This window comes from Leptolyngbya sp. CALU 1928 (genome assembly GCF_056784215.1).
In genome coordinates this window covers 37,214-54,468 of record NZ_JBXBCE010000019.1, presented here as the reverse complement: position 1 = coordinate 54,468, position 17,255 = coordinate 37,214, and the positions used below count along the sequence as shown (strand labels likewise).

The following is a 17,255-nucleotide window of genomic DNA, read 5'->3' as shown; positions in this document are numbered from 1 at the left end:
TCCAGTGGGACTTTCCTTGCAAGAACTTAGTTGCACATCGCGTTATGATAGAATCATGTACCGTAACGGACGCATAGCTCAGTTGGTTAGAGCACCACGTTGACATCGTGGGGGTCACTGGTTCGAGTCCAGTTGTGTCCATACTTGTTGTTGTACAGTGACTAATTAAATGTCATCGGTGCCATATTAGTGTCGTCGGTGCCAAATTCTAGTCATCATGACAGATTAATGTCGTAGAAATACTAGTGACAAATTAATGTCGCCAAGATGTCAACGTGGTGCTCTCTTTCAACCCGCTTTAAAGTTTTTTAACCGTAGTTTGAGTTGCAGGATTTCTAATCGTTGCAACCGCCTTTCAACCTGCCCTAATTGGGACAGGTGATTGCGACCGGACATAGTGGTTAAAGGCTACTCGCTCAACAACTTTCAGCCTGCCTCAGAACAAACAGGTGATTGCGACGGCCGGCTCGTATTCAATGTCAAAGGTGTAGCCTTCTTTCAGCCTGCCTCAGAACAAACAGGTGATTGCGACTGAAGGTTTGACTCGTGATCCTCACGAGGTGACAACAAGGCTAGAAGGAAGACTGGAGCAAGTTCATAGCCCTTAATCCTCGCAAGAAAAAGACCCGCTTTTGGGGCTTAAGCTGCATCAGTTGTTGTGCCCAAGTTGACCAACAATTGAACGAATCAATCCATAACTGACCATACAAACCAATCCAGAAATCACTGTGTCGTTTTTGAGTGCGTCCGGGTTCAGAGACTCGACCCACATAATGCTGGACTTGCTTACGACGAATCCGCTGACCGTTATCCGTCGCCAGAGTGTAAGCAATGGCAATCAACAGCACGATCGCCAAGAAGCGCTGACCTGTCAGTTGAGTGTCTTCGAGGTGGTAACCGCCAGACTTAAAATCTCGAAACATGGGTTCAATTGAGAACCTTTTTGGGTAACACTCCAAAGCCACTTCAAGACTCTCAAGGTTGGTGAGTAGATCCCAAACTTCGTTGGCTTGATGACCCCGATAGGCTCGTTTCCATCGAGTCACCAAATTGAAGCGACCAAACCCCTGTTGCTGAGTGACTTGCACTTGCACCTCATACACGGCGATGCCCGGAAACTGAGCTAACTCATCAAGCCGGGTATACCCAGCCTTGGGAAATGGCTCAACCGTTGTACTCTTGGGCAGTCTCAGGACAAAGTGGACGCGTTGTTGGCGCAACCAATCAGCCAGTGCCACACTATGAAACTCTCGGTCACCAAGCACTGTCTGAGTGGAAATCGGAGCGATTGTATCTGAGTCTGGACACAACAGTGGTGTGGAATTGTTTCTGTATCGTCTGGGTTGGGGTGGTGTATCGGGGAAGAACCATCCCGGTTGCTTGGCGCGTCGTGGCACAATCGAGCAGCACGGTACGATTATGGACTATTCAACGGGTGCTGCGGCAAGCGGCACGACTGATGCCTGATGGAGTCGCCATTGTGTTGCTAGCAGACCGAGGTTTTGCCGATGGCAAGTTGATGAAGTACTTACGGGAGACTTTGAACTGGCATTTTCGCATCCGCATCAAACGCTCGTTCCAGTTTCAACTTCAGGGTCAATGGCACAAGGTTTCATCGGTGCAACTGCAAACAGGACAAGCCTACTTCACCCCCCGTGTGTCGATTGGTAAAACCAACCCCTACCCCAACGTTTACTTGGCGTTTGCTCATGACAAGTTGAGTGATGAAGATTGGGTGATTGTCAGTGACGAACCGACCACGCTGCAAACTTTTGCCCAATACCGATTGCGGTTTCAAGTGGAAGAATCTTTTTTGGACCTAAAATCGAATGGCTTCCACCTGGAAGCCTCCCGGTTGCGAGACAAGTTTGCCCTGACTCAACTGTGTGGTGTGATTGCCTTGACGATGCTGTTTTTGGTTTTACAGGGGACTCAGGTGGTGGCATCGGGCAAGCGTCGTTTAGTGGACACTCACTGGAATCGTGGAATGAGTTATCTCAAGTTAGGCTGGAATTGGATTCGTTTAGCCATCACCAAGCAATGGACAATTCATCTTACTTGAATCATCTGAAATTCCTGCGCGGTCGTGCTGGTTGACTCAGGAATACGATTCAAGGAAGCTGGGTGTCATTAGTTCACCTTTACTAAATCCAGCCCATGCCACAGCGTCCCACACCAGAACCCATCTTAATTCCCCTAAAATCCAACTCAGCTAGCTCTTCTCAAACAGTTGAAATCGCGGAACCCCAATGAACCTCAGGCTGTTACGGGTTGAGGAGTTTCTGCAAGCGCGATCGCAGAATGAATTCGGGAAGTGGTCATCACCAGTACTGCCAATAACAAAGTTTGCCATAAGTGTAATGGCAACGCTAGCCACCACTTAGTCAGGCTCTTCAATCTCGTCTAAATTGTGTCTCTCTATCAACGTCTGCTGCTCAGGCTGTGACAACCACAGATCTAGAGCCTCATTAAATAACTCAGAAATACTCATATTTTTTAAGGCTGCCAGGGTTTTAACCAGAGTAGCCACATCTTCGTCAGTGAAGACCCTAAACTCTGGTTTTCGCTTGGCACTCATCCTGAATCCTATTAAATCGCAACTTTCACATTGTCTTATACGAAACTCCTCTAATGTGGCATTGTGGCATTATGGCAAATTTCAAAAGAGCTTAGACATGATTACCCTTACCCCCGATGAGGTCGCCCTCATCAAATCCATCCTGACTGCCCTTAGAGGAATTAAGGTTCGCGACATTGATAAAGCCTTGGTCATCCTCAGTAAAAATAACCCACTGCAATAGGAGAACACCCATGCTCGTTTTGAATGAGGCTCAAGCGCTAGTGATTGAAAGCCTGCTCAACAAAATGCTGGTCAATGACACCTACTCGGTTGCTCAACTTGAAGAAGCGATCGGTTGGTTTCAGCGAGAAGGTGATCGGGTTTCTTGTCCCTTTGAACAAGTGTGGAGCAAAAACCTGGCGCAAGAAATTGTCCGAGAGTTACGCAATCAACCTTGATCATTCCCTGCCAAATTCCGTTTTTCATCTTTGGTATCTGGCACCAACATCATTTACACCCGAGGTTACACGATCGCATGTCTGATCCATCCCTCTCACAGATTGGCTCTCTGATTGATCCACATCTAAAAACGCCTGTGCCAGACCTGCCTGCCCATTTTCCTGATGTGGAAATGCCCCGCTTCCTCTATGGCGATCGCCTGCAATGGATCGCCAATGGGGAATCCACAGATTGGGGCATTGCGATCGGCAGATTCTACGCCTTCGCTCCTCACTCCTGCCGTTGGGACTGGTGCTACCTCCTCTGGCTCGATTCAGCCTCTCCCAGTTCTGTCTGGAAACAAGCTATCGTCGCCTGGGAGAACGCCCTTGAGCCTATGGAAGAATCCACCCCAGGACTATGAATGGTTGTCCCCTCAACTCAGGTGAAGCCTCACTCTACTGACGCAGAGTACAATTTGTACTCTGCGTCAGTAAGCGTAGTCAGACAAAAAGTATTACCTTGTCTACTTTCTGATCACTATATTTTAGATAGCAATTCAAAAGCTTTTTGAGCTATCATTTCTGCCCGTTGCGATGTTACTTTTTGGTAGCGCAAAGTTGTCTGAATATTTTGATGCCCCATTAATGCTCTCAATTCTTCAATGCCCATCAGCCCCACTCGTTCTGTCGCAAAAGTGTGGCGTAAGTCATGAATCCGAACCCCTTTAAGCAAAGGTTCCTGGGAAATGAGGTCAGCCCAACATTGATGTACCATCCGATAGCTCAAACGGCTAACTTCCAAGGTAAAAGGCTGTTGAGCCGTAAAAAGGGCAGAACAACCAGGATGCCTCTGATAACGGAAGTAGCGTTCTAAAGCCTGTGCGGCATCCTCGCTAAAGAAACACCAACGCTGCTTATTGCCTTTGCCAATCACTTGAAACTTCCGCTGTTCCAAATTTAAGTCTTGTCGGTCAAGAGCCAAAATTTCAGCAATTCTTGCGCCTGTTCGATGCAGCAGATGTACCAGCGCATTCATCCGAAAATCGCAGGCCACAACACGGTACAACGTGGCGAGTTGTTCAGGAATTAGGTAACGAATGACCGCATCGGTATGATGCTCACCTTTTGTTTGGTCTAGTTTTCGGCGTTTCAGTTGGGCGATCGGGTTGGATTTCAGATAGCCCTGCTCAACCGCAAAATTGAACAATGCCTGAATAATCGCCTGATGTCGATGATGGATCGTGTAGGAAATTTCAGTCAGGCTGTTGAGATACTCCTGTAACGTTTGCCGAGTCAAGATTTCAATCGGCGATCGCCCATATTCCTGGAGCAAGGGCATCAAGGTTGATTCATAGGAACGTCGGGTACTAGTGGGTCATTTGGCATGAGTATTGCCATATTTAGAGGGACGATTTCTAGAAATTGGGGAAGCCGTACAAGCACCTGAACCACCCAACTGATGCTGCCGTCGGATTCGTGCTCTCTGTCGTCGCGCAGACCGTTTGCCACTCCACTCAAAGGGAGTTGGATGCTGATTCCAAGCTTGAGCAACTGCTTCAAACCAATCCATAATTTGCTGAGGGGTTTGGGGATGTTGCCCAGATAAGGCTCGTCGTTTCAAAATCCGTTGGATGGATTCTGCCATATTGAGCCAACTTCCGCCCAAAGGAGTGTAAAGGGGTAAGATGCCATGAGCGCATAGCCAGAGGACAAACTCAGGTGTTTTATGTCCTGCCAGATTGTCGCAAATTAACAGCATTCTTAAGGGCGGCAGTGGTTGGGGCAATGTAAATTTGATGCTCAGATTTTCGCGCCATCGTTGCCATAATAAACGCGTATCCGTTGCACTCGTTGCAGCAATCGGGGCAGGTAGAGATTGGACAATCTCTGCTAATTCTTGTTTCAACCAAGGATGTAATACCTGATTGGTACAGCTTTGTACCCCTTTGACTCGGACTTTCCCGTCCCTGGGATGAAAGAGTGTTAACAGCTTGGCAGTCCCATCTTTGACATACTCATGCGAATAAGTTGCTGGATGTTCCTGGGGTTGCCAACTCTCGCCTGGGTAAGGAACCGTGGTAAACGGACCTGCTTCATCTTCACACCAAACGGCTAATCCCATTGCCTCTGCGACGGTATAGGCTTGCTCAATTAATGCTTTTTTGCTTCACCATCCGGGTCTACCACTGTCACCACTCCCGATTTTCGTTTTCGCACCACTTTCCCGGTTTCACACCAACTCCGGTTCTTCTGCCAACTCCATCCTGACTCTTTCAACACCTTGTGTAAGGTGTAGGTACTCACCCGCGATAACTCTGGTTCCTGCTCTCGAATGCTCCGCTGTAGAGTACTCAAGCTCCAGGTTGCCGTTCCATCGGTTAGTCGTTCCGGTTTGCGTTGCACTGCCTGAAGGATTTTGGAGCGTTGTTCACTCCCATACACAACTTCAGGGCCTCCTCCATGTCGGAAGTTCAGTGCTGTAATCCCTTCTTGGTTGAACCGTGCCACTAATTGGGCAACTGCATCTCCAGAGCGTCGTCCGACTCTTCGAGCTGCATCCGTGTAATCGCAACCCTCTGCTACCGCCAGTAATAGTTTGGCGCGGGTAACTCGACTGGCGCTTTCACTTTGCGACCGACTCACTTTTTCTAAATATTGCTGCTCTTCTGGAGTGAGACTCCGAAGGGGATGTTTTTGATGACGAGTCATAGCCTCACCTCACGCTAGAATGTCATCATTTTCGAGCCTTTAGAGAATGGCAGCAACCGTAGCAAATGACCCACTAGTACTCAACCACATTAAGTTTGGTGGGGCAAGACAGGGTAAGAGTGTTGCAATTTCACCCGTGCATCTGCGGCTGAGAAGCGCCAATCGATTGTGGTTTTTTGAGCATTGCGTTGTTCCTCCCATAGGGCGATCTCATGAATCAACGTTTCTTGGTCTGGAATGCGGCGATCCAAACACTGACGTGATAACACGGATATTTCAATTTCGACCTGGTTTAACCAGCTAACGTGCTTAGGCGTGTAATGAAACTCCAACTTGGACAAGATACGTCGCGCTTCTGTGGCAGGAAACACTTCATATAAGGCTGCCGGATTGTGAATGTTGAGATTATCCACGACTAATCGGATTAACTCAGCCTCTTGATGATGAGTATCTACTAGCCTTTGCATCTGATGAGCAAAATCTGATTTGGTGCGTCGCTCAGTCACCTCCACATGCCGCCAACCGGCTAAAGGGTCGAGGCAAACAAACAAATTGACCACTCCATTACGTTCGTACTCGTAGTCTACCCGTTTGGGTTGACCTGGCTTAGCTGCAATCGGTTGACGAGTTTCACCGACCAATGGGTAAGGACGCTCATCAAAGCAGACAACTGGGCGTTTTGGGTCATAAGGTTGGGCATATAGTTCGAGTAAATCTTCCATACGATAGACATAGGCGGCATCAATTTTAGGAATGCACCATTGTTGATTCAGCCAGAGCTTAATTTTGTTTTTTTAGAGTACGGCGCACAGTTTCATCTGAAATCTCATTGACGAACTCCAAGCGAACTAACTCATCTGCTAGGAGTTTCATTGTCCACTTGGCTCGACCATTGGGAGCATCGCTACAGGCGGTTGCAACCAGATAGACTTCTGCGTTGCTATCCAATTTGCGTCTTGCTCCTGGAATTGGACGGTTACGCAGGGCAAACTCAACTCCTTGTTCAACGAACTTGGCTCGGATGCGTTCAACCGTATTGACGTGGACGTGTAATGCTTGAGCAATGGTTTGGTCTGATTGATTTTCATCACTGAGCAATAGAATATGTGCTCGTGTTAGGGTTCTTGCTGATTGTTTTCCTTGGCGAATCAAGCTCTTTAGCTCTTCCCGTTCTGTTTCGCTCAAGCTGACAATGTACTTCTTTGTCATACTTACTACCTGTTTTAGCAGTAGTTTATCCTGTCAAGAAGCTACCCACCATAGTTACTGTGGTGGACTACTAGGCACGAGCTAGGTAAGCAGCGATCGCCACATCTCTGGCTTTTTCCTCCAATTTCCCAGTCAGAGGTTGCTTGGCTGATTCAATCGCGATATCCAGCTTGGTTGCCTGACTCCGAATACTGTCAACGAGCCTGCCGTAGCTCCAGCGGTGAACACTAGCGCGGTACTGCTTGGCATGTTTCTTCTGTCCCTCTAGATAGCCTGGACATTTCCGCTCTGCTTTGGTTTTAATTTCTGTTTCTACAATTTCTCGGATATCTCTCAGTTTTGGGACTGTAATGCTTCCAGCCTTGTAGGTTATAGCGATCGCCACGATGGCTTTTGCCAGTAATCGGTCCACGTATTGCCCTAACTCAAATTCTCCAAATTGATTCGGTGCTGATCGTTTTTGAGATTTATGATATTGATGCGCGGTTTTCTGTTGTTCAGAACGTCTTCGATTCAGGAGGCTGTAGTTCTCACCCAGCAATTGTCGAATGCCATACTTAGCCACGACTTGATTCGAGTTAGCATCCCAAACAGCGATTGTCGCAGGGTTTTCTAGACCGAGGCATAGCCCTATAAGAATATGAGATTGCCCTTGATAGAGGGGGTTGCTAGGGCGATCGAAAGGTGTGTTAATCCGAGATAGCGTGGAACTTAGGCGCTTCACGTAAGCTTCCTGGGTTTTTAGAAGGTCGCTCTTACTCTCCATCTGAGTCAGGACTTACGCAAAGAGAGGGTAAGGCAAAATAAGAGATCGGCGCGTGGCTGATAGTGGCGGCACTGCACCCTATCAGCGCGTGGATGAACTGGTCTGGAGTCGCCAAGAGTTAGAGCAAGGTTAAACTGGTCAAAATTCGAGGGTTTCCCAAAGACAAAAAAGTGAAGCTATTCCGAGTCACTGTTTCCACCAACAGGACGGAGCTTGTTGTCACGAACGACTTATCTCAAGCCTCCACCGATGCCGTACAAGATGCGTGTGGCATCCGTTGGAAGATTGAGGAGTTTCACAGAGAACTCAAGCAGTTGACTGGCGTAGAAGCCTGTCGATGCCGCAAAGCGCGAATTCAACGTAATCCTATCGCCTGTGCCTTGCTTGTTTGGTGTCGTCTGAAGACGATCGCCTACCAGTCAGGCAGAATGGTTTATCAGATCAAGTATGGAATGCTCTCAGATTACTTGGTTGCCCAACTCAAGCATCCCTCTGTTCAAATGACTCTTGCGTAAGTCCTGCTCAAAATGGGTCAGTCTATGCCTGGTATTCCAGCAGATTATCTAGATGCGATTCGTAAGGGCGAGCAGCAGGGGCAATCCACCCTTAAGTTTTGCCCCCACTGTTGGATGCCGGGAACACCACCCGATTCAATGTGGACATATCCGCTTGCCAAGTACTGTTTTGTCTGTGCAAGCCAGTTGCGTGATCGCTGCGAGAATTGCGATGAGGCGATCTCTTCACTTAAATTTCGCTTTTGCCCTTACTGTTAAACATATTTGAATTAAAGCTAAATGGGGCTGATCTCTAAGTGAGCAGTCATAAGACATTATTGGAAATAATGAAGAACTCTAAAACAATGTCAAGAGAACCCTTCTAGCAATATCAATCTCAAACCGCTTTAAGTTGACGATGGGTCAGACGCAAGTTGTGCAGTCCGCAGGCAGTTTCCATCCCATCATCGGCATAGTAGTCGGTTCGATTGCGAAACTGATGCACCACAATATTGCAGCGTTTGATGCCCCCAATCTGATGTTCGATTTCGACTCGTTCGCTAGAAATCTCCCGGTTTTGTTGTTTCTCTTCGTCGCTTAACTTTTGGTTTCGAGGCTTTTTCTTGGGTTGTTTAATTTTGGTATGACATAGTCTCTATCGCTTCGTAAAAAAATGGATCATTTGTTAATATATGTAAACAAGATAAGGTTCTCTCTTCATGTTTTCTTCCGCAAATGTAAGGTTCTCTCTTCATGTTTTCTTCCGCAAATGATCGTTCTATCTCTGTCTTGCTTCCTGCGGTTGAGTCCGAATGGGTTACCGCTGACCAAGAGTTAGGGCAAGCATTTCAAGAGAATCGAATTCTGCGAGAGCAAATTTTGCAACACGCCCAACTGATGCAGTTGTTGACCCATCAGCTTGCGACACCTTTAACGGCGTTAAACGGCGCGGTTCATATACTAGGTGAGCCATCGCTAACCCTAGACCAGCGTCAGGAGTTCTTGGAATTTACTCAGCAAAAGCTGCATGCCTTGACCACTTTGTTACGTGACTTAATGGCACTACGGAGTGTGGAGACTGGCAAGATCGCTATTCAGCCGATGAGTTTTTGTCTTCAAACCCTGGTTAAGGAGGTAATAGCAGGATTTTCACCTCATCCAGTTAGGGAGCAATGTGCCGCTGAGCTGCCTCAGGTTTGGGGCGATCGCTGGCAGGTGTCTCAAGTCTTAGTCAATTTTTTATCCAACGCGATCAAATACTCACCCAATGGTCACAGGATCGATCTGGGTGCAACAGTCAAGCAATCCGGTTGGGTCGAAATTTGGGTGCAAGATTACGGGTTAGGTGTTCCCGAAGCGGATCAGCCGCACCTATTTAATCGGTTTTATCGGGTCAAGCATGGCGATCGCCAAAATATCGAGGGCACCGGATTAGGGCTGTCTTTGTGTAAGCTTTTAGTTGAAAACCAGGGTGGGCAGATTGGCTTTGAATCGGTACATGGCGAAGGCAGCCGCTTTTACTTCACTTTGCCAATTGCCCCACCTTCTACTTAATCCCCACCTTTGCTTGATAAGGGGGAATCCTCACCATTTTTGATCACTGGTGTTAGGCTGGCGTTGACAATTCGGAGATTACAGCCATGGACAGTGGTCAGTTTCCAGCAAACCAAACCGTGGATACCGCGATCTCAGCCGTCACTGTATATACCGATCAGGCATTGGTCACCCGACGAGGCACCGTCTCCCTGACTGGGCAAGAGCGATCGCTGACCCTGACCAACTTACCCATCCTTTTGAAACCGGAGTCGGTGCGGGTAAAAGGAACGGGAACGGTTTCGGTGCGTCTATTGGGGGTACAAACTGAACGAATTTATGCCACAGAGCCGGTTGGCGATCGCGTGGCTCAATTAACCAGCCAAATCCAGCAGCTAGAAGACCAGCGACGCACCTTACAAGATGGGCTGGCAGCGTTAGAATTACGGCGCAATTTTATTCAAAGCTTGAGTGAAAAATCCGTTGATCGCTTTTCTCGTGGCTTAGCTGAGCAGCGAGTCAACTTAGCCCAAACCGCCGAACTTTTGGAATTTGTAGGACAGCAGCACAGCGATTTGGCAAGGGCGATCGCCCAGCAAAATCAAGCACTGCGAGAACTCGACAAACAGTTAAAGGCTCTACAACAGCAGCTTCAGCAGATCAAAACGCCTCGCCCCAAAGAGAGCTACAGCATTATTGTCAGCATTTTACCCAACGGGGAAGGCGAATTTCACTTAGAGGTTTCTTACACCGTCGATCGCGCTAGTTGGCAACCCCTCTATGATTTGCGCGTAGACACCCAAACCAAACTGCTGCAACTCGATTACCTGGCAGAGGTGACGCAAAACACCGGCGAAGACTGGACAGATGTCGCCCTGATTTTGTCCACTGCCAAACCAGGTTTGGGCACCCTACCACCTAAACTCGATCCCTGGTATGTAGACGTTCCCCTGCCGCCACCCATGCCTGCCGCTGCGCCCATGATGATGCAACGAGCGAAGGTAGGTCGTGCAGAATCGAATGGCATTGAATTCATGGATGAGTTTGACGGCTCTAACTTTTCAGACTTTGGGGATGCTGGTTTCGGTGGTGCCTTTGCAGCAACCGTCGTGGCAGCGACCACTGGCAGTGATGGCGGTATCGTCACCTTTCAGATTGATGGAAATAATAATATTCCGGGCGATCGCTCCCCTCACAAAATCACCATTTTCAGCCACAGCTATCCTTGCAAAATGGAATATATTGCCATTCCGAAACTGGTTAGCTTTGCTTACCTGCAAGCCGTGGTCACTAATCCTGGAACGGGTGCAACTCTGCTTCCTGGTCAGGCAAACATCTTTCGCGATGAGATGTTTGTGGGCACAACCCCACTCGCTAATGTGTCACCCGGCCAAGAATTCAAGCTGAATCTTAGTATTGATGAAGGGTTGAAACTAGAGCGGGAGTTAGTCGATCGCAAAGTAGACAAACGCTTTATGCAAGACAAGCGCCTAATCACTTACGCCTATCGATTGCTAGTGACCAATCTGCGCGACCAAGAAGCCACCCTACAACTCACCGAGCAACTGCCCGTTAGCCGCAATGAACGCATCAAAATTCGCTTAACCCGTAGCAGTCCCCCAATCGAACTGGGTGAATTGGGAAAGTTAGCATGGGTGATACTGCTGAAGCCAAAAGCCACGCAAGAAATCACTTATCAATTCACCGTGGAGCATTCTCGCGAGATTACAGAAGTTGTTGGACTGGATGTATAGCACCTATGAAATTACCAAATCTAGATTCTGAAACCATTGATCGCGTTCTGGAAATGGCATGGGAAGACCGCACCACTTTTGAGGCGATCGCCCTTCAGTTTGGCTTACAGGAAAAGCAGGTGATTGCTCTAATGCGGCGTGAGATGAAGCCTTCCAGCTTTAGGATGTGGCGCAGACGAGTAACGGGGCGCAAAACCAAGCATCTAAAAGAGCGCGATTTTTTAGCCGGACGATTTAAATCAGCAAACCAGAATAGCTAATTGGATAATTGGCGAGGGGCAAATCATTCTGCAAAATTGCCAAACATCTCTTTTATTGAGATGATAAATTAGTTAAAATGACGTTCGTTTAACTGGAGATTTTATCGCGAATGACCCAAGTAGTTCTTGGCGAGAATGAAGGAATTGATTCTGCCCTGCGGAGATTTAAGCGCCAGGTTTCTAAGGCAGGAATTTTGGCAGATTTGAGATCCCATCGGCATTTTGAAACCCCCATTGAAAAGCAGAAGCGTAAGGCAATTATGGCTCGGCGTAAAAGACGTTATAACTAGCCATCGATTTACATTGCGGCACCCATAAAAATATTTGCTTGAGACAGTTGCCATTTACCTGACAAGAACTTGTCAAAACTGGTAGCTGTCTTTGATCACGTTAATTTTCCTTTAGATTTTCAGAGCAGTAAAGGAGTTAGGGAACTCTTAGGTAATTCGATGCGTCCTTAGCGACAGTGCCAGTGTCTATTTTTAGCGCATTTTTTTCCAGGCTCTTCGGACAAAGTGGTGCAGTTGCTAATTTATTCTTTACCGAGTTCACCCCATGCTTAGGTATTATGCTCAGCTTTCTCGACAATTGCGACGCTGGGGATACTTTGGCATTTCAATCGCGATCGCGATCGTGCTAACGGTGGGTCAACCGATGGTCGCGCAAGCCCTTTCTTGGGGCGATTTGATTTTGCGAGGCATTCAGGTGATTCAACTGTCTAGCTTGTCCGATCGACAAGAAGTTGAAATTGGTCAGCAAATCAATCAACAGCTAACGCGAGGACAAGTCCGCATTCTGCAAAATCCCCAAGTGAATGAATATGTGAATCAGATTGGGCAACGGCTGGCGGCATCTAGCACTCGCCCCAATATTCCGTATCGCTTTCAGGTGGTGGACGATCGCGGGGTGAATGCATTTGCCACCATGGGCGGTTTTGTCTATCTCAACCGGGGGCTATTAACACTAGCAAGCAATGAGGCAGAGCTTGCTAGTGTGATAGCGCACGAAATTGGTCATATTGCTGGGCGGCATTCTGTAGCTCAAATGAGGAAAATGGCAGTTGCGAATGGATTGGTTGGCGCAGCAGGTTTGAATCGGAATACGGCTGTCAATATTGGAGTTGAACTAGCATTTCGCCGCCCCAATAGCCGCCAAGATGAGTATGCAGCAGATACGATGGGCTTGCAGACTTTAGCAAAAACTGGCTATGCCCAATCTGCCATGGTCGATTTTATGTCTAAGCTACTTCAGTCGCGATCGGTGCCCACGTTTTTAAGTACTCACCCTGCAACGGGTGAACGCATCAGTCGATTACAGCAATCAATTAACCCTGCAAGCCGGTATGGAGAGGGGCTGGATGGTGTGACCTATCGCAGTCGATTGAGATCGCTAGGCTAAACGCATTACAACCCCTCACTATTTTTTCGGAGTAGCCAATAGGTCGGCATTTCACCTTTGCCTTTTACGTCAACAATGCCGCGAGGTTCAAATTGATACTGGTCTTTTAAGCGTTGATAGGTTGCTTCGGTGACTTGAATTTTGCCGGGGATGCCGTGAGATTCCATGCGGTTCGCAATGTTCACGGTGTCACCCCAGAGGTCGTAGGTAAATTTCTTTTTGCCAATGACTCCAGCAATCACGGAGCCTGTGTTAATCCCTATCCGGACGGCGATCGCGTGTCCTTCATAGGTACGAAACTGGTTGATTTCTTGCTGAATATCCAGTGCCATATTAGCGATCGCTTCAGCATGATCTGCGCGGGGACTGGGTAGCCCTCCTACTGCCAGATAAGCATCCCCAATCGTTTTAATTTTCTCAATCCCGTGCTTCTCGCATAGGTCATCAAATACTAGAAAAATCCGATTGAGCAATCCCACTAAATCTGCGGCAGAAATATTTGCAGACAAATTGGTAAAGCTGACAATATCGGCAAACAGGACAGTCACTTCGTCGTAGCTTTCGGCAATCAAAGCTTTGCTATTCCGTTCTTGAAACAGATTAAGCCGCTGCTTAAGTTGATCGGCGATCGCTTGAGGCAACACATTCAGCAGCAGTTTCTCTGAGCGTTCTTGTTCAATTGCCAAGGCTTCTTCGGATTGCTTGCGGAGGGTAATATCTTCAACCACACCTAAAATGCCGATCACGTTGTAGTAAGAATCATGAATCGGAATTTTGCTGATGTCGAGCCAGGATTTCTTGCCATCTAGTGATTGCACTTTGGGGGCAATAAAGTGGAGTTGGGGCGTATCAGTTTCAATGATGTGGCGATCCTGGGCACGAAATTGTTCGGCGATCGCAGCATCGGGCAATAGGTCAAAATCCGTTTTGCCGACAATTTCATCAGGGTCATCCAGTTGAGCCGCTTCTGCCCAATTTTGATTACAGCCCAAAAACACCAGATTGGTATCTTTCCAAAATACCTGCTGAGGAATGTTATCTAAAATCAAGCGAAGATACTGCTCTTTTTCCTGAAGGGCAGCTTCGGCACGTTTGCGATCGCTGATATCGAACCCGACCGACAAAATTTCGTTAATCTCACCTTGATCATCCAAAATCGCCTTAATCGACCACTTAACCCAAACGTTTTCTCCGGTGCTGCGAGAGTTTTCAGATTCTGCATCCTGGTAATGTTCTGGGGTCTGGCACAGTTGCTCAATCCAAAGTTGCAGATTTTCCCAAGAGTCTGCTTGGGCAGGAACTAGAGTTCCAATAATATTTTGTCCTAGAATTTCTGCTTCTGTATAGCCAAAAAATTCTTGCCCATAACGGTTTAGGAAAGTAATATACCCGTCTGTGTTCCAGCGCAAAATAATGGTGTTAGCCGACTCTACTAAATCGCGATATTTCTTTTGGCTTTCGGCGATCGCGGCTTCTGCCCGTTTGCGATCAGTAATGTCCTTCGTCACCGCTAGGAGGCAAGGTTCCCCTTCTAGCTCAATGATTTCGGCAGAAAGCAGAGCCGTCATCACGTCGCCATTTTTTTTGCGGAGTTGAATTTCTAAGTCTTTGATCGCGGCTTGCTCGGCAATCAGACGGTGCAGTTCTATGCGATCGTTATGGCTTGCCCAAGCCCCCAGATCAAACACCGTTTGACCCAGCACTTCAGCATGGGTATATCCAGAGGCTTCTAAAAAACTTTCGTTAACATCAATAAAGTGTCCGGTTCTGAGGGAACTGATAGTAATGAAATCGGGAGAGGCACGAAAGGCTTTGGCGAATTTTTCTTGAGAAATATTGAGGGCGTTTTCGGTGTGGCGACGGGCTTGGGCAACAATTCCTAACGCAATCAAATCGGCGATCGAACGGGCAAAACTTTGTTCTTCTACAGTCCAATGGTGACTTTTGCCGACCTGTTCTAAGCAAATGACTCCAATGGTTTGCCCCCCAGAGCGAATGGGCGTGTCTAACAAAGACGTGACTCCGGTTGTTTTTAGATAGTCTCCAACAAATTCTTGAGTGCGAGGATCGGTGTAAACGTCATCAGCAGTGAGAGTGACTTCTTCTTCTAATGCGCTGAAATAGATTGGAAAGTCAGCCGCCGCAAATTGGATGCCCGCAGTGTGTTGGTTGGGCGATCGCTGATACAAATCCAGACATTGCAGCATCGTATGAGTATCATCAAACCGCCACACACTGGCGCGTTCTACGTCTAAGGTGCGTGTGGTAGCTTCGGTGATTTGTTGGAGGGCAGCCTCAAGATTGCCCTCGTTCAACACCGTACTTTTTGCCAGTTCGAGTAAAACACGGTTTTGTTTACGCAGTTGGCGATCGCTGTGGCGGAGTGCCTCTTCAGCTTGCAGCCGTTCTGCTTCCCGCTGTTTCTGTTCACTGATATCCCTCGCTACCCAAATAACCGTTTCTTGAGATAGAGAAGACACATTTGCAGAAAACCAAACCTCCTGGGTTCCTGCAACTAAGCAGTATTCTACATTGACCACTTGCCCAGTCTGCAAGGCTTGCCGAATTGCTTGCATTACCTTATCGGCTTGCTCTTCTGGCATTAACTCATCAGCCGTCTTACCAATTTGCTCTGGGATGGGGCTAATCAGTTGTGTTGGATGAGTGGAGACAATTTTTAGAAACCGCCCATCCTGGTCATAAACAATAACAAGGTCATTCATGGCGGCAAACAAGGCTCTGAGTTCGGCTTCTGCTGCTGCTAACGAAGCAGTGCGCTCTTGCACGCGCTGCTCTAAACTTGCATTGGTTTGCTCTAGGGTGGCAAATGATTCTTGCAATTGTTGTGCCATGCGATTAAAGGAGTTTGCCAGAGTTTCGAGTTCGGCAATCCCTTTGGTCTGCACATTTTGATGAAGCTGTCCGTTGGCGAGGGCTTCCGAGGCGCGGCTAAGCTGCAAAATTTGGTGAGCAATCCAGCGAGAAGTGGGAATGCCAAATAAAGTTGCTACCGCTAGGGCGATCGCGCAGCCTAGTAGGGTGTTGCGCGTATTTGCATGAATCTGTCCCATAAAGTCGGTTTCGGGCACCACTACCACGATCAGAAAATCCAAGCCATAAGCATCTTTCCAGGGCATCACTAATAAAAATTGGCGCTGATCTTGCAAACGAAATTCCAGCTTTTCAGTTTGGTTGATTTTTTCCAGACTACCAAAGGTGTCGATTAAGAAATCGGTGCTGTCGCGAATCAGCGGATCAGCGCTATCAATAGCCCTAAGACGAACTGCTTTGCCGTTAACGATACGAAATGGTTTCTCAGTTTTGGATGAGGTAGCAACCAGTTTTCCAGATCGCTCTAAAATAAAGGTTTCTCCAGTTTTGCTGACTTGAATGCTTGCCAAGAAGTCGCTAATCTGGGTCAAAATTTGGTCTACGCCTATTACCCCCAGCAATTTTCCATCTTTGCCATAGAGGGGATGGTTAGCGCTAATAGACATCACCTCTGGTTTATCATCCCAGTTGTAGATGGAACTCCAGGCGGGTTTGGCAATTTTTACACCATCCGCATACCATCCTTCATTCAAGGGATTATAGTCTGGAGTAATTTTGATCATTTTGGCGCGATCGCCCTGGGGTGTGGTGGTAAACGTATATTGCTGGTTCTTCGTCCGAGCAGATTTCTCGTTAATCACCAGTTCTCCGCTATCGAGCCGCTCAACCCCAATAAAATCGCCTTTAGGATTGGCATAGCTGATGTAGCCCACATTAAATATTTTCATCTGTCGCCAAAAATATTTTCCGGCAACCTCAAAATTTTGTAGATTCAACAGCCCCAGTTCAATCGCATCCGTATTGGTGCGGTTCAGTTGAATCGGGGTCGCCAAATAATTATTTAAGTGCTGATGAATCCGGCTACCCGATTCAGTGCGAACCTGGGTCGCTACTTCATTCACTGCTTTCTGCCCATTTTGGTGAGACAGAAAGCCAACTGCGACAACGGCTCCGACCACCTGAATCACCAAGGGCACAGCCATGACCAAACCGAGCGGAACCTTTTTCACAGCATTCGATTGAGAATTCGCCGAAGAATGGGACACCGCAGGCAGCTTATTTAAGACCATTGTAGAGGTAT

Annotated in this window: 20 protein-coding genes and 1 tRNA gene; 12 read left to right on the top strand and 9 right to left on the bottom strand. The window is 47.7% G+C overall.

Annotated elements, in window-relative coordinates:
* Positions 1-67: 67 nt before the first annotated feature.
* Positions 68-141: transfer RNA gene (locus tag AC1S5B_RS25550), tRNA-Val, on the top strand.
* Positions 142-572: 431 nt separating this feature from the next.
* On the opposite strand, the gene AC1S5B_RS25545 is transcribed toward AC1S5B_RS25550, so the two are convergent.
* Complete coding sequence (locus AC1S5B_RS25545; RefSeq protein ID WP_482038480.1) at positions 573-1,265, bottom strand: transposase; 693 nt, start codon at positions 1,263-1,265, stop codon at positions 573-575.
* Between AC1S5B_RS25545 and AC1S5B_RS25540 the strand changes: the two genes are divergently transcribed.
* Positions 1,232-2,062, top strand: coding sequence for a transposase (locus tag AC1S5B_RS25540; protein ID WP_482038479.1), 831 nt, complete (start codon positions 1,232-1,234; stop codon positions 2,060-2,062). The genes AC1S5B_RS25545 and AC1S5B_RS25540 overlap by 34 nt on opposite strands.
* A gap of 318 nt (positions 2,063-2,380) precedes the next feature.
* Here AC1S5B_RS25540 and AC1S5B_RS25535 read toward each other — a convergent pair whose 3' ends face one another.
* Complete coding sequence (locus tag AC1S5B_RS25535; protein ID WP_482038478.1) at positions 2,381-2,578, bottom strand: hypothetical protein; 198 nt, start codon at positions 2,576-2,578, stop codon at positions 2,381-2,383.
* A gap of 97 nt (positions 2,579-2,675) precedes the next feature.
* Here AC1S5B_RS25535 and AC1S5B_RS25530 point away from each other — a divergent pair, with 97 nt between their 5' ends.
* The 3 genes from AC1S5B_RS25530 (at position 2,676) to AC1S5B_RS25520 (ending at position 3,422) form a co-directional block, all read left to right on the top strand.
* Entirely contained in the window at positions 2,676-2,801 is a 126-nt protein-coding gene (locus AC1S5B_RS25530; RefSeq protein WP_482038477.1) for a hypothetical protein, read from the top strand.
* Positions 2,802-2,811: 10 nt separating this feature from the next.
* A complete protein-coding gene (locus tag AC1S5B_RS25525) occupies positions 2,812-3,018 on the top strand; it encodes a hypothetical protein (RefSeq protein ID WP_482038476.1) in 207 nt (68 codons plus the stop codon).
* Positions 3,019-3,095: 77 nt separating this feature from the next.
* Positions 3,096-3,422 carry a hypothetical protein gene (locus tag AC1S5B_RS25520; protein ID WP_482038475.1) on the top strand — a complete coding sequence of 109 codons (327 nt, stop codon included), beginning with the start codon at positions 3,096-3,098 and terminating at the stop codon, positions 3,420-3,422.
* Between the two features lie 116 nt (positions 3,423-3,538).
* On the opposite strand, the gene AC1S5B_RS25515 is transcribed toward AC1S5B_RS25520, so the two are convergent.
* From AC1S5B_RS25515 to cas12k, 5 genes are all read right to left on the bottom strand, one after another.
* Positions 3,539-4,339 (bottom strand): tyrosine-type recombinase/integrase, encoded by an 801-nt coding sequence (locus AC1S5B_RS25515; RefSeq protein ID WP_482038474.1) that lies wholly within the window; start codon positions 4,337-4,339, stop codon positions 3,539-3,541.
* Between the two features lie 36 nt (positions 4,340-4,375).
* A complete protein-coding gene (locus AC1S5B_RS25510) occupies positions 4,376-5,122 on the bottom strand; it encodes a transposase (protein ID WP_482033698.1) in 747 nt (248 codons plus the stop codon).
* 29 nt (positions 5,123-5,151) lie between these two features.
* Positions 5,152-5,709 carry a helix-turn-helix domain-containing protein gene (locus tag AC1S5B_RS25505; protein ID WP_482033699.1) on the bottom strand — a complete coding sequence of 186 codons (558 nt, stop codon included), beginning with the start codon at positions 5,707-5,709 and terminating at the stop codon, positions 5,152-5,154.
* Between the two features lie 89 nt (positions 5,710-5,798).
* Positions 5,799-6,918, bottom strand: a protein-coding gene (locus AC1S5B_RS25500; RefSeq protein WP_482038473.1) for an IS630 family transposase whose coding sequence is annotated in 2 segments (ribosomal slippage) — positions 5,799-6,504 and positions 6,503-6,918 — 1,122 coding nt in all. Because the reading frame shifts where the segments join, the coding sequence is not laid out codon by codon here.
* Positions 6,919-6,988: 70 nt separating this feature from the next.
* Positions 6,989-7,684, bottom strand: coding sequence for a type V CRISPR-associated protein Cas12k (gene cas12k / locus AC1S5B_RS25495; RefSeq protein WP_482038472.1), 696 nt, complete (start codon positions 7,682-7,684; stop codon positions 6,989-6,991).
* Between the two features lie 170 nt (positions 7,685-7,854).
* On the opposite strand from cas12k, the gene AC1S5B_RS25490 reads away from it, so the two are divergent.
* Positions 7,855-8,199 (top strand): hypothetical protein, encoded by a 345-nt coding sequence (locus AC1S5B_RS25490; protein ID WP_482038471.1) that lies wholly within the window; start codon positions 7,855-7,857, stop codon positions 8,197-8,199.
* Positions 8,200-8,211: 12 nt separating this feature from the next.
* Complete coding sequence (locus AC1S5B_RS25485) at positions 8,212-8,457, top strand: double zinc ribbon domain-containing protein (RefSeq protein ID WP_482038470.1); 246 nt, start codon at positions 8,212-8,214, stop codon at positions 8,455-8,457.
* A gap of 118 nt (positions 8,458-8,575) precedes the next feature.
* On the opposite strand, the gene AC1S5B_RS25480 is transcribed toward AC1S5B_RS25485, so the two are convergent.
* A complete protein-coding gene (locus AC1S5B_RS25480) occupies positions 8,576-8,815 on the bottom strand; it encodes a transposase family protein (protein ID WP_482038749.1) in 240 nt (79 codons plus the stop codon).
* Positions 8,816-8,931: 116 nt separating this feature from the next.
* Between AC1S5B_RS25480 and AC1S5B_RS25475 the strand changes: the two genes are divergently transcribed.
* The 5 genes from AC1S5B_RS25475 to AC1S5B_RS25455 all read left to right on the top strand — a co-directional run bounded on the left by AC1S5B_RS25475 (position 8,932) and on the right by AC1S5B_RS25455 (position 13,123).
* Positions 8,932-9,732: a sensor histidine kinase gene (locus AC1S5B_RS25475; protein ID WP_482038469.1), complete on the top strand. Its 801-nt coding sequence runs from the start codon at positions 8,932-8,934 to the stop codon at positions 9,730-9,732.
* Between the two features lie 86 nt (positions 9,733-9,818).
* Entirely contained in the window at positions 9,819-11,465 is a 1,647-nt protein-coding gene (locus AC1S5B_RS25470; RefSeq protein WP_482038468.1) for a mucoidy inhibitor MuiA family protein, read from the top strand.
* 5 nt (positions 11,466-11,470) lie between these two features.
* Positions 11,471-11,725 carry a TIGR03643 family protein gene (locus AC1S5B_RS25465; RefSeq protein ID WP_482038467.1) on the top strand — a complete coding sequence of 85 codons (255 nt, stop codon included), beginning with the start codon at positions 11,471-11,473 and terminating at the stop codon, positions 11,723-11,725.
* 110 nt (positions 11,726-11,835) lie between these two features.
* On the top strand, positions 11,836-12,015 hold the full coding sequence (gene rpsU, locus AC1S5B_RS25460; RefSeq protein WP_171573204.1) for a 30S ribosomal protein S21: 180 nt from the start codon (positions 11,836-11,838) through the stop codon (positions 12,013-12,015).
* A gap of 265 nt (positions 12,016-12,280) precedes the next feature.
* On the top strand, positions 12,281-13,123 hold the full coding sequence (locus AC1S5B_RS25455; protein ID WP_482038466.1) for a M48 family metallopeptidase: 843 nt from the start codon (positions 12,281-12,283) through the stop codon (positions 13,121-13,123).
* 5 nt (positions 13,124-13,128) lie between these two features.
* Here the strand turns inward: AC1S5B_RS25455 and AC1S5B_RS25450 are convergent, their stop codons facing one another.
* A complete protein-coding gene (locus AC1S5B_RS25450) occupies positions 13,129-17,244 on the bottom strand; it encodes an adenylate/guanylate cyclase domain-containing protein (RefSeq protein ID WP_482038465.1) in 4,116 nt (1,371 codons plus the stop codon).
* Positions 17,245-17,255 lie beyond the last annotated feature (11 nt).